At 35.0% G+C, this 21,994-nt stretch carries 34 protein-coding genes and 1 pseudogene; 28 read left to right on the forward strand and 7 right to left on the reverse strand.

The window, feature by feature from the left end:
* Nucleotides 1-4: 4 nt before the first annotated feature.
* Nucleotides 5-865, forward strand: a complete 861-nt coding sequence (locus ACS127_RS10120) for an RluA family pseudouridine synthase (RefSeq protein ID WP_440894922.1) — start codon at nucleotides 5-7, stop codon at nucleotides 863-865.
* A gap of 534 nt (nucleotides 866-1,399) precedes the next feature.
* Here the strand turns inward: ACS127_RS10120 and prpE are convergent.
* Nucleotides 1,400-2,140 carry a bis(5'-nucleosyl)-tetraphosphatase PrpE gene (gene prpE / locus ACS127_RS10125; RefSeq protein WP_440894923.1) on the reverse strand — a complete coding sequence of 247 codons (741 nt, stop codon included), beginning with the start codon at nucleotides 2,138-2,140 and terminating at the stop codon, nucleotides 1,400-1,402.
* A gap of 177 nt (nucleotides 2,141-2,317) precedes the next feature.
* On the opposite strand from prpE, the gene mgtE reads away from it, so the two are divergent.
* The 3 genes from mgtE (at nucleotide 2,318) to ACS127_RS10140 (ending at nucleotide 5,410) form a co-directional block, all read left to right on the forward strand.
* A complete protein-coding gene (mgtE, locus tag ACS127_RS10130) occupies nucleotides 2,318-3,682 on the forward strand; it encodes a magnesium transporter (RefSeq protein WP_440894924.1) in 1,365 nt (454 codons plus the stop codon).
* Between the two features lie 310 nt (nucleotides 3,683-3,992).
* Nucleotides 3,993-4,772: an enoyl-ACP reductase FabI gene (fabI, locus tag ACS127_RS10135; protein ID WP_440894925.1), complete on the forward strand. Its 780-nt coding sequence runs from the start codon at nucleotides 3,993-3,995 to the stop codon at nucleotides 4,770-4,772.
* 188 nt (nucleotides 4,773-4,960) lie between these two features.
* Nucleotides 4,961-5,410, forward strand: coding sequence for a CotO family spore coat protein (locus ACS127_RS10140; protein WP_440894926.1), 450 nt, complete (start codon nucleotides 4,961-4,963; stop codon nucleotides 5,408-5,410).
* A gap of 279 nt (nucleotides 5,411-5,689) precedes the next feature.
* Here ACS127_RS10140 and ACS127_RS10145 read toward each other — a convergent pair whose 3' ends face one another.
* Complete coding sequence (locus ACS127_RS10145) at nucleotides 5,690-6,142, reverse strand: CotY/CotZ family spore coat protein (protein WP_440894927.1); 453 nt, start codon at nucleotides 6,140-6,142, stop codon at nucleotides 5,690-5,692.
* Nucleotides 6,143-6,315: 173 nt separating this feature from the next.
* Between ACS127_RS10145 and ACS127_RS10150 the strand changes: the two genes are divergently transcribed.
* Together ACS127_RS10150 and ACS127_RS10155 are read left to right on the forward strand one after the other, a co-directional pair.
* On the forward strand, nucleotides 6,316-6,612 hold the full coding sequence (locus ACS127_RS10150; protein ID WP_440894928.1) for a hypothetical protein: 297 nt from the start codon (nucleotides 6,316-6,318) through the stop codon (nucleotides 6,610-6,612).
* Between the two features lie 89 nt (nucleotides 6,613-6,701).
* A complete protein-coding gene (locus ACS127_RS10155) occupies nucleotides 6,702-6,986 on the forward strand; it encodes a hypothetical protein (protein WP_440894929.1) in 285 nt (94 codons plus the stop codon).
* Between the two features lie 110 nt (nucleotides 6,987-7,096).
* Here the strand turns inward: ACS127_RS10155 and ACS127_RS10160 are convergent, their stop codons facing one another.
* The 3 genes from ACS127_RS10160 to ACS127_RS10170 form a co-directional block, all read right to left on the reverse strand.
* The gene (locus ACS127_RS10160) at nucleotides 7,097-8,266 is read right to left on the reverse strand and encodes a tyrosine-type recombinase/integrase (protein ID WP_440894930.1); all 1,170 of its coding nucleotides are present in this window, start codon (nucleotides 8,264-8,266) and stop codon (nucleotides 7,097-7,099) included.
* Nucleotides 8,267-8,346: 80 nt separating this feature from the next.
* The gene (locus tag ACS127_RS10165; protein ID WP_440894931.1) at nucleotides 8,347-8,613 is read right to left on the reverse strand and encodes a hypothetical protein; all 267 of its coding nucleotides are present in this window, start codon (nucleotides 8,611-8,613) and stop codon (nucleotides 8,347-8,349) included.
* A gap of 15 nt (nucleotides 8,614-8,628) precedes the next feature.
* Nucleotides 8,629-9,372: an XRE family transcriptional regulator gene (locus tag ACS127_RS10170; protein WP_440894932.1), complete on the reverse strand. Its 744-nt coding sequence runs from the start codon at nucleotides 9,370-9,372 to the stop codon at nucleotides 8,629-8,631.
* Nucleotides 9,373-9,532: 160 nt separating this feature from the next.
* On the opposite strand from ACS127_RS10170, the gene ACS127_RS10175 reads away from it, so the two are divergent.
* From ACS127_RS10175 to ACS127_RS10185, 3 genes are all read left to right on the forward strand, one after another.
* Complete coding sequence (locus ACS127_RS10175; RefSeq protein ID WP_440894933.1) at nucleotides 9,533-9,778, forward strand: helix-turn-helix domain-containing protein; 246 nt, start codon at nucleotides 9,533-9,535, stop codon at nucleotides 9,776-9,778.
* Between the two features lie 17 nt (nucleotides 9,779-9,795).
* On the forward strand, nucleotides 9,796-10,020 hold the full coding sequence (locus ACS127_RS10180; RefSeq protein ID WP_440894934.1) for a hypothetical protein: 225 nt from the start codon (nucleotides 9,796-9,798) through the stop codon (nucleotides 10,018-10,020).
* A 134-nt stretch (nucleotides 10,021-10,154) separates the two neighbouring features.
* A complete protein-coding gene (locus tag ACS127_RS10185) occupies nucleotides 10,155-10,400 on the forward strand; it encodes a hypothetical protein (RefSeq protein WP_440894935.1) in 246 nt (81 codons plus the stop codon).
* On the opposite strand, the gene ACS127_RS10190 is transcribed toward ACS127_RS10185, so the two are convergent.
* On the reverse strand, nucleotides 10,381-10,875 hold the full coding sequence (locus tag ACS127_RS10190) for a hypothetical protein (RefSeq protein WP_440894936.1): 495 nt from the start codon (nucleotides 10,873-10,875) through the stop codon (nucleotides 10,381-10,383). The two genes, ACS127_RS10185 and ACS127_RS10190, sit on opposite strands and share 20 nt — an antisense overlap.
* A 215-nt stretch (nucleotides 10,876-11,090) precedes the next feature.
* Between ACS127_RS10190 and ACS127_RS10195 the strand changes: the two genes are divergently transcribed.
* Entirely contained in the window at nucleotides 11,091-11,213 is a 123-nt protein-coding gene (locus ACS127_RS10195) for a hypothetical protein (RefSeq protein ID WP_440894937.1), read from the forward strand.
* Here the strand turns inward: ACS127_RS10195 and ACS127_RS10200 are convergent.
* The gene (locus ACS127_RS10200) at nucleotides 11,203-11,478 is read right to left on the reverse strand and encodes a hypothetical protein (protein WP_440894938.1); all 276 of its coding nucleotides are present in this window, start codon (nucleotides 11,476-11,478) and stop codon (nucleotides 11,203-11,205) included. The two genes, ACS127_RS10195 and ACS127_RS10200, sit on opposite strands and share 11 nt — an antisense overlap.
* Before the next feature lie 245 nt (nucleotides 11,479-11,723).
* On the opposite strand from ACS127_RS10200, the gene ACS127_RS10205 reads away from it, so the two are divergent.
* The 18 genes and pseudogenes from ACS127_RS10205 to ACS127_RS10290 all read left to right on the forward strand — a co-directional run bounded on the left by ACS127_RS10205 (nucleotide 11,724) and on the right by ACS127_RS10290 (nucleotide 21,994).
* The gene (locus tag ACS127_RS10205) at nucleotides 11,724-11,936 is read left to right on the forward strand and encodes a hypothetical protein (RefSeq protein ID WP_440894939.1); all 213 of its coding nucleotides are present in this window, start codon (nucleotides 11,724-11,726) and stop codon (nucleotides 11,934-11,936) included.
* Nucleotides 11,937-11,980: 44 nt separating this feature from the next.
* Nucleotides 11,981-12,208, forward strand: coding sequence for a hypothetical protein (locus ACS127_RS10210; RefSeq protein WP_440894940.1), 228 nt, complete (start codon nucleotides 11,981-11,983; stop codon nucleotides 12,206-12,208).
* Nucleotides 12,208-12,438 carry a hypothetical protein gene (locus tag ACS127_RS10215; protein ID WP_440894941.1) on the forward strand — a complete coding sequence of 77 codons (231 nt, stop codon included), beginning with the start codon at nucleotides 12,208-12,210 and terminating at the stop codon, nucleotides 12,436-12,438. Before ACS127_RS10210 ends, ACS127_RS10215 begins: the two co-directional genes overlap by 1 nt.
* Before the next feature lie 2 nt (nucleotides 12,439-12,440).
* Nucleotides 12,441-13,193 (forward strand): HNH endonuclease signature motif containing protein, encoded by a 753-nt coding sequence (locus ACS127_RS10220; RefSeq protein WP_440894942.1) that lies wholly within the window; start codon nucleotides 12,441-12,443, stop codon nucleotides 13,191-13,193.
* Nucleotides 13,194-13,312: 119 nt separating this feature from the next.
* On the forward strand, nucleotides 13,313-13,576 hold the full coding sequence (locus ACS127_RS10225; RefSeq protein ID WP_440894943.1) for a hypothetical protein: 264 nt from the start codon (nucleotides 13,313-13,315) through the stop codon (nucleotides 13,574-13,576).
* A 225-nt stretch (nucleotides 13,577-13,801) separates the two neighbouring features.
* Nucleotides 13,802-14,188, forward strand: a complete 387-nt coding sequence (locus ACS127_RS10230) for a replication terminator protein (RefSeq protein ID WP_440894944.1) — start codon at nucleotides 13,802-13,804, stop codon at nucleotides 14,186-14,188.
* Entirely contained in the window at nucleotides 14,188-14,895 is a 708-nt protein-coding gene (locus tag ACS127_RS10235; RefSeq protein WP_440894945.1) for a hypothetical protein, read from the forward strand. The genes ACS127_RS10230 and ACS127_RS10235 overlap by 1 nt, the downstream gene beginning before the upstream one ends.
* A gap of 35 nt (nucleotides 14,896-14,930) precedes the next feature.
* Nucleotides 14,931-15,590 carry a Rha family transcriptional regulator gene (locus ACS127_RS10240; RefSeq protein WP_440894946.1) on the forward strand — a complete coding sequence of 220 codons (660 nt, stop codon included), beginning with the start codon at nucleotides 14,931-14,933 and terminating at the stop codon, nucleotides 15,588-15,590.
* A gap of 71 nt (nucleotides 15,591-15,661) precedes the next feature.
* Nucleotides 15,662-16,061: pseudogene (locus tag ACS127_RS10245) on the forward strand (DnaD domain protein); the annotation flags it as partial.
* 98 nt (nucleotides 16,062-16,159) lie between these two features.
* Complete coding sequence (locus ACS127_RS10250; RefSeq protein WP_440898120.1) at nucleotides 16,160-17,077, forward strand: DnaD domain protein; 918 nt, start codon at nucleotides 16,160-16,162, stop codon at nucleotides 17,075-17,077.
* A gap of 4 nt (nucleotides 17,078-17,081) precedes the next feature.
* Nucleotides 17,082-17,429 (forward strand): HNH endonuclease, encoded by a 348-nt coding sequence (locus ACS127_RS10255; RefSeq protein WP_440894947.1) that lies wholly within the window; start codon nucleotides 17,082-17,084, stop codon nucleotides 17,427-17,429.
* Between the two features lie 121 nt (nucleotides 17,430-17,550).
* Complete coding sequence (gene ssb / locus ACS127_RS10260; protein WP_440894948.1) at nucleotides 17,551-17,985, forward strand: single-stranded DNA-binding protein; 435 nt, start codon at nucleotides 17,551-17,553, stop codon at nucleotides 17,983-17,985.
* A 12-nt stretch (nucleotides 17,986-17,997) separates the two neighbouring features.
* Nucleotides 17,998-18,924, forward strand: a complete 927-nt coding sequence (locus ACS127_RS10265) for a site-specific integrase (protein WP_440894949.1) — start codon at nucleotides 17,998-18,000, stop codon at nucleotides 18,922-18,924.
* 10 nt (nucleotides 18,925-18,934) lie between these two features.
* A complete protein-coding gene (locus ACS127_RS10270) occupies nucleotides 18,935-19,483 on the forward strand; it encodes a hypothetical protein (protein WP_440894950.1) in 549 nt (182 codons plus the stop codon).
* 235 nt (nucleotides 19,484-19,718) lie between these two features.
* Nucleotides 19,719-20,954: an N-6 DNA methylase gene (locus ACS127_RS10275; protein ID WP_440894951.1), complete on the forward strand. Its 1,236-nt coding sequence runs from the start codon at nucleotides 19,719-19,721 to the stop codon at nucleotides 20,952-20,954.
* 76 nt (nucleotides 20,955-21,030) lie between these two features.
* On the forward strand, nucleotides 21,031-21,462 hold the full coding sequence (locus tag ACS127_RS10280; protein WP_440894952.1) for a hypothetical protein: 432 nt from the start codon (nucleotides 21,031-21,033) through the stop codon (nucleotides 21,460-21,462).
* 4 nt (nucleotides 21,463-21,466) lie between these two features.
* Nucleotides 21,467-21,592, forward strand: coding sequence for a hypothetical protein (locus ACS127_RS10285; protein WP_440894953.1), 126 nt, complete (start codon nucleotides 21,467-21,469; stop codon nucleotides 21,590-21,592).
* Nucleotides 21,593-21,994: a hypothetical protein gene (locus ACS127_RS10290; protein WP_440894954.1), complete on the forward strand. Its 402-nt coding sequence runs from the start codon at nucleotides 21,593-21,595 to the stop codon at nucleotides 21,992-21,994.

Below are 21,994 nucleotides of genomic sequence, written 5' to 3' on the forward strand. Positions count from 1 at the left end.
AGATTTGAAATGGCTTGTTTCCGAAGCGGAGGATCATATGATACTCCGTGATTTTTTACGAAATATTGTGGGCTTGTCTCGAAATATGATTAAGATATTAAAGTTTGATGGCGGACAAATTTTAGTTAATAATGAATTAGTCAATGTTCGCACCCGGCTAGTAGCAGGTGATCAAGTAAAGGTTATTTTTCCTGCGGAGAAACGGGCTCCAAGTTTGAATTCAGAGAAGATTAAATTGGATATCGTCTATGAAGATGATTTTTTGTTAGTTATAAATAAACCTGCGAAGAAGGCAGTCATGCCATCTATGACTTATCCAAAAGGAACCATTGCCAATGGTTTAATTGCTTACTATGATCAGTTTGGACTCGATTATACCGTTCATATTGTAACGAGGTTAGATCGTGACACTTCAGGTTTAATGTTGATTGCTAAACAACAATTTAGTCATAGTTTGCTTCATAATATTGAGCTTGATCGTCATTATCAAGCTTTGGTTCATGGTAAACTTCTCGAAAAAAGTGGGATTATTGATGCTCCGATCGGCAGAAAACCAGGTTCAATTATTGCTAGAGCTGTTAGAGAGGATGGCAAGCAAGCTATCACTCATTACCAAGTTGTTCGACATATTAAAGAAGGTACTATTGTTGATATTCAATTGGAAACGGGAAGAACACATCAAATTCGTGTCCATTTTGCTCATTTAGGGCACCCCTTATGGGGGGATGATTTATATGGTGGTCCGATTCAACGGATAGATCGGCAAGCCCTGCACTGTGTCTCATTAGCGTTCACTCATCCAATCACTAAAGAAAAACTGTGTTTTCATTCAGAATGGCCAGAGGATATAGCAGTGCTTGTCTAACCTGTTCAGCAAACCTCGTCGGTGAGGAGACAGTGCCATAAATAAGAGCGAATCATGCGGGTTTGATCTTGAATTGAGCAGGAAAGTATACGAATAAGGAAAATTGCACTAATATGAATTTAATTTATAGTTATTAACTGCCTAACATTTTGAATCATTCGGAGTTTCCCTTGTTGTGGTTTACTCGCGCTACCGAATAGAATTAGGGCTCAGAATAAGAAAATCACTTATTCTTGCGATGTAAATGGCTCTGTAGTTTTCCTTAGTGCGGTTACTCACCTTATCAAAAGGATTTGGGGGATGGGGTTCAGAATAAAAAAGACACTTATTCTTGCGATGTAAATGCTCCATAGTTTTCCTTAGTGTGGTTGCTCGCTCCATCGAAGACACTTGCGGTTACTTATCTCATCAAAAAGATTTTGCTGGGGTTTTAGCGTGGGGAGAGTATGTGGGTGATGATGCTTAAGTTTGATTAATCCAAAATACCGTTATCCGATCGAACATCATTAGATTGGATAACGGTTTGCTTTCATTTTAATTATATTGATGAAATTTTTCTAGTTGAAGGGGATGTTGTGAATCAACGGTGACGATCGTTTCCTCAGGTAATTGAAAAGCAGCTAATTTATTTCCAAAAGCACAGCCAAGGTCGATATTGATCGTTTTGTTTAAAATACGAGGTTCTAAAACAGGAGTATGCCCATAAATGATCCAGTTAGAACCTGAATAGTGTTTAGCCCAATCCCGTCGAATCGGACGTCCATCTGGATGTTTCTCACCCGATACATCACCATATAATACAAATGAGCGCACTTTTTTATCATAACGTCCGATGTATTCGGCTCTAATGCCAGCATGAGCTATAACGGCATTTATTTCAGGTAATTGCAAGTAAAGTTCTGCTTGCTCATAGAGGGTAATGAACTTTTTTCGAATCAGCTGCTGTTTATCTTTTTCTAAACGATTAAGTTCGGCTACAGTTGTCTCGAGTCCATGTTGAATTTGAACGTTATTTCCTAGGAAATAACGATATAATTTATTACAATGATTACCTGGAATATAACGTGCTATTTTATCTTCATGAACCAATTGATAAATGAGATTGATTGTATTTAAAGAATCAGGACCACGATCCGTTATATCACCTAAAAAAATAAGTTGGCGTTTTTCTGGGTGAAAATAGTTGTTGCCATTATGTTGATAACCAAGCTTATTCATTAAAGATGTACACTCATTTAAGCATCCGTGAACATCACCAATAATATCTACTTTCATTTTAAAATCCTCCTAGAATCGTGTTATAGTTATTTTACCATGCGTTACTGGTTCGATGCATTAAGATGTGTATAATAAATAGAGCAGGGTATAGCAATAATACCATGGGAAATTTTGAATAGGGTGAAGTGGTGTATTTAAAATGGATGTACTTTAGACGTTTTGGAGGGATTTATGATGAAGGACTTAGAAATACATGCCAAAAAATTAATTAATGATGCCATAGAGGAAGCTTTATTAAATGAAGAAATAAGTCGTTTTAGGGTGGAGTTTTTAAAGATTCATCCTTATGATCAATCAGAGTTTTTTGAAGCACAAAATGAAGAAATTAGGCACTTGATCTATTCATACTTATCCCCGGCTGAAATGGCCAATGTCATTGAGCATGTTGAAGGGGAAAAGTCTAGTGATTTTATTGTAGAAATGAACCCTACTTATGCTGCTCAAATTTTAGCCGAATTAGCGACTGACGATGCCGTTGATATCTTAAATGATTTAGATAAGAACAAAGTGGCTAGTTATTTAACGATTATGCCAAAGGATGCAGCTGCTGAAATTAAAGCCTTGTTGCATTATGAAGAAAAAACTGCCGGTAGTATTATGACAACAGAATTTGTTGTTGTAACAACAGACATGACGGTAAAAGAAGCGATGCGTCACTTACGAAAAGAAGCTTCAGAAGCTGAAACGATTTACTATATTTATGTGATCGATCATGACCAACATTTAGTTGGTGTTATTTCATTACGTGAACTAATTATTGCTGAAGGATCTCATACGATAAACGAGATTGTTAATGAACATGTGGTTTCCGTTGCTGTTGGTGATGATCAGGAAGATATCGCTCAAATGATGCGTGATTATGACTTTCTAGCTTTACCTGTTATTGATTTTCAAAATCATTTGTTAGGGATTATTACTGTCGATGATATCATGGATGTTATGGAAGAAGAAGCCAGTGATGATTACTCCAAACTTGCTGGGGTTGATGTTGCTGATTCTGCAGATCAGAATCCATTTATAGCCGCTAAGAAACGCTTGCCTTGGTTAATTATTTTGTTGTTTTTAGGGTTATTCACAGCAAGCATTATTGCACGTTTTGAAGCCACATTAGAACAAGTCGCCTTACTAGCTATATTTATCCCACTAATCGCAGGGATGGCTGGTAACACAGGAACACAATCATTAGCTGTTGCTGTTCGAGGGATCGCAACAGGTGAATTCCAAAAGCAAGGTTTGTTAAAAACGATTATCCGTGAATCTATTACAGGATTAATTACTGGTGTAACATGTGGATTAGCGATTTGGCTTATTATTTTTGTTTGGCAAGGAACGTTGTTCTTAGGCTTTTTGGTTGGTTTGTCTATTGCTGCAACATTATTAGTCGCAACGATATCAGGTGCACTTGTGCCCCTTTTGATGCACCATTTCAACATTGATCCAGCTGTAGCTTCTGGACCGTTTATTACAACAATCAATGATATTATCTCAATCACCATTTATTTTGGAATGGCAACGATGTTTATGCAATTTTTAATTTAATTTATACAAGTGGACAAGTTTTTTGAGATAGAATTTCACCAAGGTTGGTAAAATGATTTGTCCATAAAACCATAATATTATGCTGCAAGGCGTCATTTAGAAAAATAGCTTTAAAAATCCAACTGAATTCTTGATCCAAAAGATAAGAGGTCTTTTTAATCTCTTTTGTAAAAGGAATGAATGAGGAAAGTGGAAGAGGGTTGCTAGGCTTCAATCTGTCGATCAGAAATATGTTGTATTTTTAGTTAAGTTTCGGTAATATAGTATCAGGTACTAATAACAAGATATAAAATGCCGGGAGGTTAATTAAATGAATTTTTCTTTAGAAGATAAAACATATGTGATTATGGGAGTTGCAAATAAAAGAAGCTTAGCATGGGGAATTGCTAAAGCATTAGATGAAGCAGGTGCTCGTCTAATCTTTACTTATGCAAGTGAAAGATTTGAAAAGTCGGTTAAGCAATTGGCTGAAACACTCAAAAGGCAAGATTCGCTCTTTTATGAGTGTGATGTATCAAATGATCGATCGCTTGCTGAAGCTTTTGCCCAGATTAAGACGGACGTGAATACGATTCATGGTATAGCACATTGTATCGCCTTTGCCCAAAGAGAGGATTTAAAAGGTGAATTTATGAATACCTCACGCGAGGGCTTTTCAGTTGCCCATGATATCAGTGCTTATTCATTGGTGGCAGTAGCACGTGAAGCGGAACCGTTAATGAGCGAGGGAGGAAGTCTTGTTACTCTGACTTACTTAGGTGGTGAACGTGTTGTACAAAACTATAATATTATGGGTGTGGCAAAAGCGAGCCTTGATGCTAGCATGAGGTATCTTGCAAATGATTTAGGGAAGAAGAATATTCGTGTCAATGCGATCTCAGCTGGTCCGATTCGTACATTATCAGCCAAAGGTGTCGGCGATTTCAACACGATCTTAAAGGAAATTGAAGCAAAAGCACCCCTGCGTCGAACTGTTACACAAGAAGAAGTCGGTTCAACCGCTTATTATTTATTAAGTGAGTTATCACAAGGTGTAACCGGAGAAATTATTCATGTTGATTCAGGCTATAATATACTAGGTTTATCATAAAACGAGCATTCTTGCTCGTTTTTTTTGTTTAGCAAATGCTTTGTCACCTTGCTTATTATGGTTACTCATCCTATCAAAAAGATTGATCTGTTGCTTAACTCGTATCTTTGTTTATTTTATTTGATATAGGTGATTGTCACGCTTTTTATCCTTCATTCATATAGTAAGTGGTGAGAGGAGGGAGTTCAGTGACTCAACGGCCTATGATGTATATTGAACAACCAGAGTTACCAGATCCTATTGCACCGATGCAACAGGAGTATCATTCAGCAAATCAGTTAGTATCTATACCTAAAGAGCAAAGGCTTAAGGAAAAGGGAAATGTCATTTATCAAGAACCAAGAGAAAATAGTATGACTGAAGAAACAGTGTCAAATGAAACTTCAGATGAACATTCAATCCAAACGTCATCACAAGTATTTGATCAAATGACAATGGAAGAGAAAATTGATTATTTAATCACCCCATCTAATTTTTTGCCAAAAATGAATTGCAAGATTTCAATAAAAAATATAAATTATCGAGGGAAGGTTTTAGCAAGAGAAGGTAATCAGATTGTCTTCGAAGAAAAGCGCTTAGCAAAAAGGCACTTATTTGATTTAGCAGATATTGATGAAATTAAGCTAATTGGCTTTTAAAAAATGATGATAGAAATTTCTATGAGCTTTATTCATTCCACTTTTGACCAATGTTTCCTTGGGCAGTAGATTTATATGTATACAGATGCAGCTTGTAAAAGTCACAAATAAACATCATGTGTTCACATGGAAAATTAAAAGGTTGCTAATAATCCAAATTTATTTATAAATCAAACGTCATTTAGCTATCCTTAAATAAAGGGATTAGGAAAATGAGCCTAAATTTAATTAAATTTCTTCAAAAAAAAGAGGTTCCCTTTTTGGAACCTCACCCTCATTTTATAGTGCACTGATTGCAGGTAAACAAGTGATATGACAGAAACATTCGACATTGACTGTAATACAAACTCCAGTTGCTGTTAAGTTAGCTGTGGCTTGGTCAGCTGGGCATCCTGGGCAAAGGTCAGTATCTGCTTCATCTCTTAGTAATTCAAGAACAGCACAATTGTTGTCGTTAATATTCTTTACTCGGAAATAGAAGCTGCCAAATACATTTCCGATGTCATCTACTGGAGCGCCAAAGCCTATAAATGGTGAACAATCTTTACAGTATAAAAGTACTGGAACAGTATCAAGATTACTTGGGCTAGGTGTTTCACCTAACAAGTTAGCAATCGATTGTTCACAGCTAGAATCACAACAATCATTAGCTATATTGTTTTGTGCATCAGCTATTTCTCGTAATACATCAGCCACGCAATTCCCTGACTTATATTTACTTCCACAAGACATAAGCATATTCCCCTTTCAAATAATTTAAACTTATTCAATCTCACTTATACCATATGTTAATTCAACTTGTTGGTGTGGGCAGGGAAAGGAAGACAATAATAAAAGCACGTTTTGGGTGACTGATCATAGACTAATAGCGACTTTATTCTTGTAAAAAAAGGAGTGTTAAATAAATGGCTGACCAAAAGAAAATAATTAAAGTAAACGAGCTAACGATTCAGGCAGAGAACGTTCACTTTGAACCGATTGTACGTGAAGGCCGTCCTGTATATGAAGGTCGACCTGTACATCCTTTATTTGGACGTCGCCCCCCAAGGGTTGAGCAAGCACAGACCACTCAGCAGGTACAGGCAGATCAGCAAGAGCAAAAACAAGAACCAGAAGTAGAAAAAGATACCAATGAAGAAACAGCTACAGAGGATCAAGTTCAGGAACAACCTGAACGACGTCCACCATTTTCATGGATTTAAGCATTTGACATAAAAAAATCCAAATGAATAAAAATCAAATGACATATAATTAGTTAAATACGGGTATAGTGAAGTAAGGAGGGATGGCCATGGGCTATATTCTACCAATCCAAAACTATCAATCACAATATTACCATGAACGTGTGACTCAGCCGGAGCGTGATCCAATCCCGATTGATCGACTTTACCCTAAAAGAATTGCATCCAGTTATCATGTTCCAACAAATCAGGAGAGATTATTAGCACAAGATGACGATGGCTATATAAACCAGAATGACGCATACAATCGATATCGAATGGCCATCCCAGAGCCAGTCAAGGATGTTTATGCAGACCTAACAGGAATTGGTGGTCGAATTAATATGTACGTATAAAAAAAGAGCCGTTTTTCACATTGTTTGAATGTGAGAGGTCAATGACTTTGTCATTGTAGATAGTGGGTTTTAGGGAAGTTAATAAAAATAAGTGACCAAAAAGTGACCAATTACAATATTGCATTAAACACATTAATAGCTTCTCTTTTGTCTTTTTTTGTCAAGTGACTATATCTATCTAGTGTCATTTTAATATCGCTATGCCCTAACTGTTCTTGGATAATTTTAAAATTAATCCCCTTACTAACCATGTATGATGCGCAAGTGTGTCTGAGTCCGTGGAAGGGCATTGTAGGTAAATTATGCTTGTTAATGATTTCTTTAAACGCTCTGCTTGTACTGCTTGGAAAAGTGGGGTATCCATCATCGTTAGTAAATAAAAGATTAATTTCTTTTCCTTCTTCGTCTAACAATGGATTCCATTCAATTCGGCTCATTTTAAATTTGCTGTGGTTAGTGTCATAAGTCTTTAGTTCTTTCATTAGTTCGGACGGTACATTTACTGTCCGTTCTTTTTTTGTTTTGGTGTCATCTAAAAAGAGTTTTTTGGACTCTGAATCATACTTTAATTGTTTATCAACTAAAATGGTATTGTTATTATAGTTTATGTTCTCTTTTCTGATTCCACAAATTTCAGCTAAGCGTAAGCCAGTCATTGCAGCGAGTTTTATTTGTATTTTGTATTTCGGATAAACATTATTTAATACTTTAAAAAGTTCTTTTAATTGTGCTTCATCATAAAAGTCCCTATCATACTCCCTTTTGTTTTTTAGTGGTTTCTCTACTGCTAGCATTGGATTATCTTTAATAACATCCCACTGAACAGCCTTATTAAATATGCTTCTTAATGTTATATATTTGTTCGGTAAATTCTTTTTATTGTCTTTTTTCTGCTCAGCAAAAAACTCCGCAATATGAAATGTTTTTATTTTCTTTATTTGCATATTTTCAAACTTATCTAATATGCCACCTTTTAAAGCCACTGCATAAGCATCTCTTGAGTTTACAGACAAATCAATCTTTATATAAATGTTCATCCAACGTTCAACAAACTTCCTGAAAGTTATGTTTTCAATGTTTGATTCATCTTCTTTTTTAGCCACTTCAATTTCAAAATCAGTCATAGCTTTTTTTACTGCCCTGTCGCTCATCGACTTCATGCGTACCGTTTTAGTGTGTCGTTTTCGTTTTCCAGTTATTTCACTATAACCTTGTTCTACAGTTATTTTTATTCGTGGTGTCCCATCTTTTAATGGAGCTAATTCTTCGTAACTAGCCATTTCTATCACCTCTTTTAATTGATTGAGGGGATAACTAGTCCCCTCGTTAAGAATATATGTTCTATTATTGATTAAAAAAATTATAGCACTACTAAGAAAATAAGAGACATTGTAATTGCTGTGATTAAAAATAACAAGCAACCACAACCACTATTGTTGTTATGGACTGATCTAGTTGTTTTGTTATAAACTTTGTTATAAGCAGCTTTTTTAGGGTCTTTAACCCAGCCCATGCCTTTTTTACCGTAACCAGGGACAACCGACTTTTTGACTGCTCTTTTAGCTCGTCCAGTTGTTCTGGCTTTAAATGATTTTTTAGGACTTGGTTTTCTATAACCTATTTTCATTTTATATCCCTCCTTTCAGAGCACTACCACTCCAAATATATTAAAATTATCTGTTTCCTTCAGAACAATGTCATCATAATCTTTGTTAAGCGACACTAAACGATAGCCATCAGAATTAATGACAAGCTTTTTAACATAAGATTCTCCGTTTAGTTGTGCGATAATAACTTGTCCACTTCTTGCTTCATGTGTTCTGTTGACGAAAATTAGTTGGCCATCTTCGAACATAGGTAACATACTATCTCCATTTACGGTTACAGCAAAGTCATGTTCGGGTACTTCACCATAATAGTCAACTTCCACTATCTGCTCTCGACCGAGCCATTCGCCCGTACCCGCAGATACAGCACCATAACAGTCAACAGTATAGGATTGTTGTTTTTCTCTTGTAGTAAATTCTACTATATTATTCTGTTCATCAAGTTGATTTTTGGCGTATCGATACACTTTCTGTTGCCTTGAATGTTCGAGTTGATTGTAGACATAATATAAATCTGATAAATTATCAGGATAAGACTCTGAAAACCTTGGATCAATATCTGATTTAGCTACATTAAAGAAATCAGCAATTTTTTGAACATTTCCGGGTTTAGGCAGTGTTTCACCCTTTACATATCCAGTAAGTGTACTTCTAGGTATCTGAGTAGCTTTATGAAGATCAACTTGTTTTTTGTTTTGTTTTATAAGTAGTTGGTTTAATCTATTAGAAAAAAATTTTTTTGAAAATTCTTCAATTGGAGTCAATTCTCCTCTAGCCATTTTCTTCACTCCTTCTTTCCTTTTGTGGTTTTATTATATCGAATTAAATCGTATTTTACAATAGAAATAAATAATAAATACGAAATAATTCGAATTTAAATCTTGACAGTACGAATTAAATCGTATAATATAGAGTTAAATCAAACAAGGAGGCGATAAGATGTTAAAAATAAGTCTTTCAGCAGCAAGAGAAAATTTAGGTTTTTCAGCTAAAAAAGTTGCTAAAGAAATAGGTATACACCAACAAACTTTATTGAAATACGAAAAAGATAGCACTGATATTCCTATTAGTTTGTTGAACATTCTTTGCAACTATTATCAAGTACCTAAAGACTATATTTTTTTAGGTAATAAATACGAATTAACTCGTATTATAGAGTTCAACCGAGAGAAACAACCAACATAAGAAAGAAGGTGAGATAGGTGAGTATGACAGAACTTGAATCAAACATGCATGAGGTAAGAAGAAAGACAAATAAGCAGATTAATAAACTGGCTAGTACTGCAATAGAAGATAGTTCGACTTACGGAGAAGCAATAAAAAAACTAAGTGAGTTTCGATGGAAATTTTCCGATACAGTGTCTATTACAATAATCGAATCTGCGATTGAAAGTGTAAAGGAAAGAGCGTTAGATACTGAAATTTAAAACTACCGCCGATTTGGGTCTAACCATAGTTATCACCTCCTTGATAGGTGAATTATATCAAATTTTAATAGATTAGTTCGTATTCCCTAAAAATAAAATAGAAAAACAACCAACATAAGAGAGAGGCGAGTAACATGAAAACCAATATAAACGAACCTTTTTTACCAACTGTCGAAGAATTGGAATCAATGTCACTTTTAGAATTTGAAGGCTGGATTGAGCAAGCGGAAGTAGAATTACCGTTAAGAGAAATTCAGAGAGATCCACTAACCCATTTTAAAAAGCGGATCTCTCAAGTAATACAAAAAGATGAATCTGAAGTTAATAAAGAACAAGAAGTCTCAAGGTTAATCAGAACATTCAGGAATCAACTTCTATGATCGAAATAAGTTTTACAGCTTCATTTGTTAAGTCATAAAACGGAATTTCTACATTGTTATTTAGACAGCTTGCGTTGTATAACATTTTTCTTAATGGATTTGTACCAGACTGATCTATTTCTGATAGTTTAATAATTTCATAAATTGCTTCAAATAAAAGTGGTAGTTCTGTAAGAGATTTAAAAGGATTGATAAAGAAATGATCGGGCTGAGTTTCTTGATTAAATTTATCCATAACTTCTTTAATAAATTTAATCGCAGTACTGTTGTAAGAATGTCGATCTATGTCTCCGTCGCTATCAATGTGACTTTGAACTAGATAACGGCCATTAAATTGAACTAAATCACCTGTCCATAGCGTTCCATTGATACTAAGTACTACTTTTAAATTCTTGGAACTAATAGCAAATGATTTATTTTGTGTAATTTTTTTTAACAGAAAATCAAATGCTTGTAATTCTTGAATTGAATTCATGTTAACACCTCCCTTCTAGGTATATGATACCAAAAAAGTTTATGGGCTGTGAGTCATATTTGATTATTAGAGAGGTAGAAAAACAACCAACATAAGGTATCTCACACCCACAATGAATATTTAAACCGAAGAGATGGGGAGCGACAGCAACAGCCAGCGCCATGACGTTTGAATATTGATTGAGGGTGTGAGTGATAGGAAGAGAGGTGAGTTAAGTGAGTGATAAAAAAGAAACTTCCCAAGTTGCTGGAACAACAAAGGAAGTCAATAAAAGAATAAAAATAGATACTAAATTAATTCTTATGTTACCTAAAAAAATATGGGTTTCTAAATTTTGAAATCTTCGTCTGGTACAAGTGTACCGGTTTTTATTAAAGTGTTAAGAGTTATATTTACAGTTTCCATCGAGATCATTTGAGCATAAAGCTGAAGAATAACGTTTAGAGCTACTTTCTTTTCATCATTGCTGTAATCATCAGAAAGCAGTATTTCTACTCTCGGCCATATGACATCAAAAGATCTTTGGTAGTTGCTATCTCCGGAATCACTAATAGTTTCAATAACTGTATTTTTTAACTCTTCAGAAGAAAAACCTTTAACCATTTTTTTCACCCCCTATCAAATATGATAGGTACATTATACCAAAGAAAGGATTGAGGATACATTATGAGAAAAATAAGGTCGATTGGCAAACTAATAGAGTATTTAGACAGCAACAACTGCCCTCTCAGCCGATCGACAATACAAAGATTAATAAGAACAAAAGATATACCACATAAGAGAATATCAAGCCAAATACTTATCTTTGATTTGGATGAGATTGACAAATGGCTATAGGGGGTGAAAAGTTGAGAGGATATAACAAATTATCAAAACCACTACAGCAATTATTTAACAAGGTACATGGTAGACACTTAAATGCAATGGGGCAAGAAATGCGTAAAGAGTATTCGAGGGATAAAATCACACAATTAAAAGTGGATCCGGAAGAACGCTGCATCCAAGTTTATTTTGTGAATGGAGAAATGTTTAAATACTTTAATGATTTGACTTGGGGCTGAAGTTGTGGAGTTTATCAGTGAATTATTGAAAGGTGGGTCAAACAATGGAAAATTTAAAAGAAAACCTACAAACACACGTAGCTAGATACTTAGAAATTATGGATTGTCAAGATGAATATTTGCGAAAAATGCGTTTGGAAGGGCTTCAAAATGATATGGAAGCTGTATATGATATACCGCAAACAGGGCAATTAAAAATTGGAGCATTTAGGACAAGCTTTCCCAAGGTTTATAGGCTATATACCAAAGTCAAAAATGCGAGGTGGAAATAGTGAAAAATACATTGGGTGATTTAAATAATCATTTGTTTGCTCAATTAGAAAGACTTGGAGATGAAGATTTAAAAGGCGAAGTACTAAAAGAAGAAATAGCAAGAGCAAAATCTGTTTCAGAAGTCGCAGCAAAAATAATTGATAATGGTCAACTTGTGCTTGATGCTCGTAAGTTTGTTGATAACAGATTGGATATTGACAAAGATGTTCCCAAAATGTTGGAGGGATAACCGTGAGTAGGAAACCTCATATTTGGACCAATGAACAGATTGAGTATTTTAAGAAAAATATTAAAAGCAAGACCTACAGTGATATTCAAAATCTAATCAATAAACACTTTGATTTAAATTTAAGTCTTAACCAGATAAGGGGTTTTGCAAAGAGAAATCATTTAACAAATGGTTTAGATTGCAGATTTAAGAAAAACAATGAACCTTGGAATAAAGGAATGAAGGGCGTTAATTTTGGAGGTATTGAAACGCAATTTAAAAAGGGACAAGTACCAGCCAATTATAAACCTGTAGGAAGCGAAAGAATCGATGTTAAAGATGGCTACGTTTTAATTAAGATTTGTGATAAAGGTCGTAATCAAGATCGCTGGAAATTGAAGCATAGAGTTGTTTGGGAAAAGGCCCATGGAAAGTCAATCCCTAATGGACATACAGTTATCTTTGCAGATGGAAATAAGTTAAACATGGCTATTGATAATCTTGTTTTAGTTAGTCGACGACAATTATCACAATTGAATTTGAGAGGATTTCTAACGGGCGACCCTGATGTTTTACAAGCAGGATTAAATATAATCAACATTGATAAGAAAATACATGATATAGAGGTGAAAGGTGGGAATTTAGAATCTTTTAATGAAGCATTAGAAATAGCCAAAAGGAATGGAATTGAAGGAAATACGTTCAATGCAAGGTTACGAAGAGGTTGGCCATTGGAGTTAGCGATGAGCGCACCGCTTCACACTAGGAGGAATTAATGGAACTACTAAGTTTTGGGTTACTTATTTTGATTGGGATATCTGGTTTTAATATTGTCGTAACAATGTGGCTTGGATATAAGGCTAAAGAAATAGCAGAAGAGAAAGGAGATTAATCGATGGCTTCTAATGAAATTTATGAGAATTACCTTAGTGAGGATTTAGAGATGTTAAGTCGATCAATTAATGCTATGCATGCTCTTTCATTGATGACAATAGATAAATTGTTATCAGGTCGCCATGAAGATATGAAAGAAGCAGAATTGGCAGCTTATGAAATAATCCATAAAGTTGAGGTAGTAAAAGCTTTACGCGAGAAGAAAATTAAGCGTGATAGAGGAGTATCTGATGTATTAATCAGAAGGGATCACCTTGAACGCTAAAATAAGGGGTGTTGTTTGTGAAAGAAGTTGTTGATACCTGTGCAAATGAAAATTGCAACAAGCTAATCTACAAAGGCGATAAAGTATATAATCATGGACCTGATTTATATTGTACGTTGTCTTGTGCTTTAACTCTTTTAAATAATAAAAAGCGAACCGTTAACTAGACGATTCACTTAAAGAAAGAATGTAAATCGATTATAACATGAAAGGGGAAACATGAAAATGTCTAACATTGTCGATTTGAATGATTTTGCTGACGGGGCTTTAGCCGAACAATTTAATCACGAATTGCAAAAGGTCTTGGAGAACATATCCGATCCGAATACTGATCCAACTAAGAAGAGAAAGATATCTATTAATCTTACTTTACAGTCTGATGAGAGATTACAACTTACTGATGTAGTCGTGGAAGTTAAATCAGCTGTAGCGCCAAGAAATGCGGTATCATCATCACTTATTTTAGATAAAGATGAAAAAGGAAAAACAACAGCAGCAGAACTTAAAAGTGGGATAAAGGGTCAAACTTACGCGGATTATGAGACAGGGGAAGTAAAAGATGATCGGGGTCAGAACGTTGTGGACCTGCAAAAACAAGGAGGAACTAAATAATGATAAAAGAAGCATTTAAGTACTTAGTGGAACTCGGAAATAAAAAGGTAGTAAATGTTGATGGTCAAGAATTTGCAACGGGTGATATGCAGTTAATTAGACAACCCATTGCTGAACCGCTTCGCGTACAAAGTTTGTCAGGTTTAATTGATTACTTAAAATCAAACTTTGATTCGGTGGGCGAAGTGTTAATCCATGTGGTTGATCCTGAAACAGTAAGTGTTGTGTCTTACCCAAATAATAACATGAAACGTCAAGAATGGATTCTTGCAAAAGCATTTGTCCCAACATTCCGCTTTGACAATTATTATGAAGCTGAAAAATTCAATATTAAATTACAATCGATATTTTTGAAAAATGACGATCGTGATCTTGTATTAAAAGTCGTGGGCAATATCAGAGAGGAAAATGTTCGAACCATTGGGGATGACGGTATTAGTCAATCTGTGTCTGCTAAAGTTGGTGTGGCAACCGTGGCTGATGTTAAGGTACCTAACCCAGTTTTAATAGCTCCATACCGTACATTTACCGAAGTTGAACAACCAGAATCTAAATTTGTATTTCGTATGCGCGACGGTGGAGAGTGTGCATTGTTTGAAGCGGATGGTGGTGCATGGCAACTGGAAGCAATGGATTACATTAAGGATCACCTAACACTAGAATTAAAAGAATTAATTGAAACGGGAAATGTTCACATTATCGCTTAAAGTTTCTAAATATCAAAAAAATAGAGGTGAATAGAATGAATGAGCTTGTCTTTCTTAAAGGTGATGAAGTATTAACAGACAGTTTGATTGTAGCACGTGTATTTGATAAAAGACATGATGCTGTTTTGAGAGACATAAGAAAGCTTGATTGTACTGATGATTTTCATCTCCACAATTTTGTGGAGATTGATTACCTTGATCAAAAGAATAGAACTTACAGAAAATTCTTGATTAGACGAGATGGCCTATCATTTTTGATTTTCGGTTATACAGGAAAAAAGTCAGCTGAGTACAAAGAAATGTACATCAAGGCATTTAATGATATGGAAGAAAAATTAAAGAAACCAAAAGTATTATCCGAACGTGAACAATTGGTTGCTTCTATGAAGTTAGCAATTGAATCTGATAAACGAATTAATGAGATTCAGGGGCAGGTAACACACTTGTCTGAAAAGATAGATAATGAATTAACCTTACGACACGGACAAGCAGTGTCACTAAATCATGAGGTAAAGAAGCGGATTGAAACGCTTTGGAATGATGGAATTACCGGAACATTTGAAACAAAACCACAGCTATATTCAGCTATTTATAGTCAAATGAGAAGAGCGTTCCATGCTCCTGGTTACCGTGATATTAAACGATCAGAATTTGCTGATGCAATCAAGTGGGTAGGAGCATGGAGACCTTTATAACAATCAGTAGGATGGTGCTGCAACATCATCCTACACCTATTATACAACAATTATTAGAAAAGGTGGTCTATATGGCTAAATTTAGACAAGTTTATGTATCTTTTTGGGATGATCCTAAGGTGGTAGAGGAGTTCACTCCTGAGGACAAACTTTTTTATCTATATCTATTAACAAACTCTAAAACTACTCAAATCGGAATCTATCAAATTACTAAGAAACAAATGTCGTTTGATTTAGGTTACTCGATGGAAACAATCAACTCACTTGTTGATCGCTTTATCAATCATCATAAAAACATTGTTTATAATTCAGAATCGAGAGAACTTGCGATTAAAAATTGGGGTCGATACAACTTAAATGGTGGTGGTAAACCGGTAGAAGATTTGGTCAAGAAGGAACTTTTAAACGTTAAAGATCAATCACTTATTGAATATGTATACGAGTCTGTCTCGAACGAGAAAATAAAAGCTGTTTATGCAGATTTTATCAATGATAAAGGAGCTTATTTTGAACCTTCAAAGATCTTTGATCCGTCTGACCAAAAGAAGATATCGACTAGGGATTATGTTGTGTGGCGTGATAAACAGACTTGTTTTTACACTGGGTCTAAGCTTCAACTAAAAGATATTCATGTAGATCATATTATTCCCAAAAGCGCAAAAGGGGATGGTACCCCACGAAATTTAGTAGTCAGTAGCCCTAAATTTAATCTTTTAAAGAGTGGAAACAATAATATAAAATCAGCGATCGATGAATGGAATGAAAAATATCCACATAAAAAAATAAATTATATAGCAATTCAAAAGAAAATTAACGACTTGCAGGCTTTTGAACGTTTGAGAGGCGAACATGAAATTACGTATCGTAAAACAATCAAAAATAAATTATACGATACGTATTCTATTTATGAATATCTGAATACGACACATGATCAAAGTGATATACAAGAAGAAGAACAAGAAGTAGAAGAAGAAAAAGAAGAATATAAAGAACAAGAACAACAACAAGAAATAGAAAAGAAAATTGATAGTAGTGGTGGTCGTAATTTTAATGACCCTGATTTTAAAGAAATTCTTGAATTTTATCGTGACAATATACAAAAAGGTGTTACTGAAACACCATTTAATTACGAGCTTCTTAAGCAATTCTATGATGAATGGGGCAAGGATTTAATGTTTGCTGCCTTAAAACTAGCTGCTAAGAAAGAAGCGGGTATCCCTTTTATTGAGGCTGTATTTAAAAATTGGAAGAAGTACGGTATTAAAACTGTTGAGGATGCTGCACGGTTTAATGAATCACTAAGAAATAAACAAAAATATGCCAATCATCCTATGGTTGATAATACACCAGATTGGTATCACCAAAACAAAGCCAAAGAAAAAGAGAAAAAGAAGAAAGAACTTACTCCTGAAGAAGAATTGAAACAAAAACAGGAGGTCGAAGAATTTTTAAATAAATTTAAAGCTAATAAAGCTAAAAGTGGGTGATCGTATGCTAGGTTATCATCCTTACTCAAAAGAGCAGCAACTTTATCAAAAAAAGAAAAAGGGTAAGAATAAGGATTTTAGTTCAGCTGTTAAACTAGCAATCTTTAAAAGAGATCGTTATATGTGCGTTAAATGTGGTAATCATTTGATCGATAGCGTGCCACACCATATTACTTATAAATCGCAAGGTGGGATGGGAAATAAGCGAAATGGGGCTACAGTATGCAGGCGTTGTCATAACTGGGCTCATCATAAATGTGAAGGTCCATATGGTGAGCAATCATCGGAAGGGCGAAAGTGGTTTGAGGATTGGAGAAATCGGAAGCTAAATAAAGCGGGTGATCTGAAATGAAAATCTATGTCCTGGAGAAAAGATTTATTAATTCAGATGGTGATTATGTACAAGTCGTTAGAACGTTCAAATCCAAACCACACCGTTTTAACTATATTATTTTTATCTAGGAGTGAATGAAATGTTAAATAGAGTGGTAATAGTTGGAAGATTAACAAAAGATCCAGACTTACGGTATACAGCTAACGGAAAGGCTGTTGCTAATTTCACGATAGCTGTTAATAGACCATTTTCTAACCAACAAGGGAATCGTGAGGCGGATTTTATTAACTGTGTCATTTGGAATAAATCAGCTGAAAATTTAGCTAATTACATGAGTAAGGGTAGTCTGATAGGAATTGATGGCAACCTGCAATCACGAAACTATGACGGAAAAGATGGGAAGCGGGTTTATGTGACAGAAGTTGTAGCAGGGTCCGTACAATTTTTAGAGTCTAAGAATAAAACCGCTTCAAACGAAAATAAAAGTCAAAGTAATACACCTAATAACAATATCGAACCGACACAAGATGACATGTCACCTATTGATATTAGTGATGATGATCTACCGTTCTAGGAGGTGGCTATTGTGGCAAAGAAGTATATCTTATTTTGTGATTATTATGACGAATGGGTTGAAACATATAAGTTCGGAGCAATAAAGGACGTAACCTTAAACAAATATTATATGACCGGAACAAGATTAAGAGAAATTTGTCCTAGATTATTTCTTGATGAACTTGATAGACGAGAATATCAGAGAATTATCAATGAGTATGCCAAAACACACGAAAAGCAAACGGTAATGGACTTTCATCATCAAGTAAAAGGATGTATCTTAGATGCTTTTCATGATGGTTTGATTAAAAGAGATCCGACTTACAAGACAATAATTAAGGGCAAGAATCCGAGAGTAAAGAAACGAAAGTTTTTGCACAACGAAGAGCTTAAAAAACTAATCTCTACACTTGACCTAGGAACACACATAAATATGGATTGGTTTACGATGATCGTTGCTAAAACAGGATTGAGATTTGCTGAAGCACTAGCATTAACACCAAATGATTTTGATTTCGCAAAACAAACGTTAACAGTTAATAAAACTTTAGATTATAAGAGTACCAAACCTAGTTTTCAACCGACAAAAAACGAATCATCAAACAGAAAAATAGTTATCGACTGGCAGTTAGTTGGACAATTTCAGCCTTTATTAGCGAATTTAAACCCGAACGAAACAATCTTCGTTACGGAAGGGGTTAGGATATTCAATTCGACTTACAATAATTTTTTAAAACGAAAATGTTTAGAGGCGGGTATTGAAGTAGTGAGCATGCACTCGCTAAGACATACACATGCATCCGTATTATTGGCGGCTGGTGTTTCAATCCATTCGATAGCTGATCGTTTAGGTCACGCTGATGTTTCCACGACGCAGGAAACGTATACGCATATCATTAATGAGCTAGCTGAAAAGGATAACTCGAAAATGATTGGCGCTTTGACGACTTTAGTCTAGGGGTGATCCAATGTCCCGGAAACAATGGACCGAAGATGAAATAATTTATCTGGAATACTATATTTATAGCGCTGAAGAAAGAGATTATAAGGCTGCAGCCGAGTTTCTGGACAGGAGCTTAAATGCTGTTCAGTTGAAAGCGAGTAAATTAAGGAAAGAAAACAAAGATATAGGTTATTTATATAAACCTTATTCAGATTACGAAATTGAATATATCAAAACAAACTATAAAAAACTTTCGTTGAAGTCAATGTCCGAACATCTTGGGCGTTCAGAAAATGCACTAACGCTTGCCGCCAATAAAATAGGTATTAAAAGGCTGAACAGATTTAATATAAAAGATGACAAAGCGCTGAGAAATATGGCGGAAGAAGGTTTATGGATTAGTGAAATTGCTAGAAGGTTACGGTATCACCGCAAAACTATAGCTAATTATGCAAAAAAACATGGAATAAAAATAAAATTAGCGCCAAGAGAAGTGCAAGGTGGATATTTTAGAAAAAGGGCACACATGGAAAGCATGGAACAATCGTTTATAAAACAGAAGTTAGACAAATAAATTCGTCTTTACGGGCAAGCCAAGGTAAGGAGAAATATACTTAGTGAGAAAGAGGTGAAGTGTCTTTTAAGTGGTATACCCGCTAAGTGAAATGCACGCTTTTTGAAAAAGCTAGTATGCTAAAAACTTCATATGAAAAACCTGGACCATTAAAACAGGATTCATTAATACTAAAGTAAAAAATCCATCTCCTTGCCTTGACTTGCCCGTAAAGAAGAAAGAGGCATGTAAACTCATGAATTTAGAAACTATTAATCAATTATTAGGAGTCACCGAAAGCTACCAAGCACCAGAAAAAATGCTTGAATTAATGCTTGACGATAAAAAAAGACCGGAGACATTCGATGCGTTTTTAAAGCAGGAAACAGACATGTCTTATGAATGGTTTCAAAGTTACTTTGAGGACGAGCATTCAGATAGAAAGAAGAAAAAGCAGGATTTCACACCAAGTAGTGTATCGAATTTATTGGCACAACTTGGAGGTGGAGGCAACAGCTATTTTGAAGCAGCTGCAGGAACGGGCGGCATCATGATTCAGTCGTGGAATCAGAATAAAAATAGTAACAGCTGGTATCAAGTTGAAGAATTATCGGAACGATCAATACCATTCCTGATATTTAATATGGCTATTAGAGGCATGAGCGGTGTTGTACTAAGAGGAGACAGCTTGACTGGTAAATTTGAAGAAGCCTATCAAATATCTAACAAAGGAAAGTACAGTGACGTTCGGCCTATTTTAACCACCATCGAAACAAATAAATTTGGTTCTGTTCTCATGAATCCGCCGTTTTCAGCAAGTTGGCCAGCTGATAAAAATTACTTGGAGGACGAGAGATTCACCGGATACAATGCACTCGCTCCAAAATCTAAAGCAGATTATGCCTTTTTGCTACATGGATTTCATCACTTGGGAGACGGAGGAACTATGGCGATTGTACTTCCGCACGGTGTGCTTTTCAGAGGGAATGCAGAAGGGAAAATAAGAAAGGCTTTACTTGAAAATGGTGCAATTGAAGCAGTTATCGGACTGCCTAGCAAGTTATTTACCAATACAGATATACCAACTACTATTCTAGTTTTACGCAAGAATCGATTAAATAAAGACGTATTGTTCATTGATGCTTCAAAGGAATTTGAAAAAGGAAAAAACACAAATTTATTAAAGCAAGACCATATTAACAAAATTATCGACACATGCAATAAACGAAAAAACGTTGATAAATTTGCACACGTCGCTAGTTTTGAAGAAATAAAAGAGAACGATTTTAATTTGAACATACCGAGATATGTTGACACGTTTGAGGAAGAGAAACAGATCGACATGCTTCAAGTGGCAAAAGATTTGCAGTCGATAAACAAAGAAATTAAAGAGTCTGAACAGGCATTTGTGAAAATGATGGACGATCTACAGGTGACAGAAGAGAACAAAGAATGGATTGAGCTAACAAAGGAAATGCTTTTAGAAAATTAAGATTTAGCAGGTTAATTGGTTACTGGGTTGGTTTAAAAATGATAGCGGAGCAAATTCAAGCATTGGAGGAATTGAAATGAAGATAAAAAAAGTAATTTTAATAGTGTTTTTACTACTAACTATATTATTAGTTGGCTGTACCGCAAAAGATACCGTTTCACAGAATATCAGTAGAGATTCTGACGAGTTCAGGGTAGTCAGACGAGTTGTTTTTTATAACTCGATTACAGATACTTACATGATGGAGATGACGGGTAATATTGCTATAGATATTGATAGAGACGGAGTCATTGAAGTAATTGCTAAAATTGGTCCTGATGAATATCAAAAACACTATTTAGGCTTAAGCGATAACGTGACATATACAGTTGAACAAATAGGTACAGTTGATGCATCTGAATATAGATACAAAATGATTTTTAAGCCAGAAAGTATTTTGCCAATCGATTTTGATCATAAGAGCGGAGAAGAACCGATGAATATAGTAGATGAGGTGTTGAAGGAGTGATCATGTGAATTACATTTGTCCTGAATGTGGGGAACCGAAAATGACATTTTGGCATATGGATATATACGAGTGTAAAGAATGTGGTGCAATGATTCCGGAAGACTCACTTAGAGATATAGAAGGTGATTAAGTGAACGATATAGAGAAGCGGATTGATGAAAATCTAACTGAGGTTAAACGGTACCACATTAAAATTATGGACCTATCGGAAGAAGATAAAGTCGATCGGATTTACTTATTATCAAAACAACTCATTTTTATTGGCCGTCTATCAACTATCTTCTACGAACAAAATAAACGTTTATATATAGAACGTAAACTACTATATAGCGAACAATACTTAAAAGCAAAAGGAAATAAATCTTCTTCAGCTGAAATAGCTGTGGCAGACCTTAGAAAAAAGGAAATTGAAGCGGATATCAATTATAAGCGTTGGAATACAGCTTTTAAAACAGTTGTTGAAGAAATTAATGCACTGAAATATAAAGTACGCATCGATATTGAGGATGGCTCGAGCCGGAATAATATTTGA

This window comes from Amphibacillus sp. Q70, assembly GCF_052055485.1.
Lineage (GTDB): Bacteria > Bacillota > Bacilli > Bacillales > Amphibacillaceae > Amphibacillus.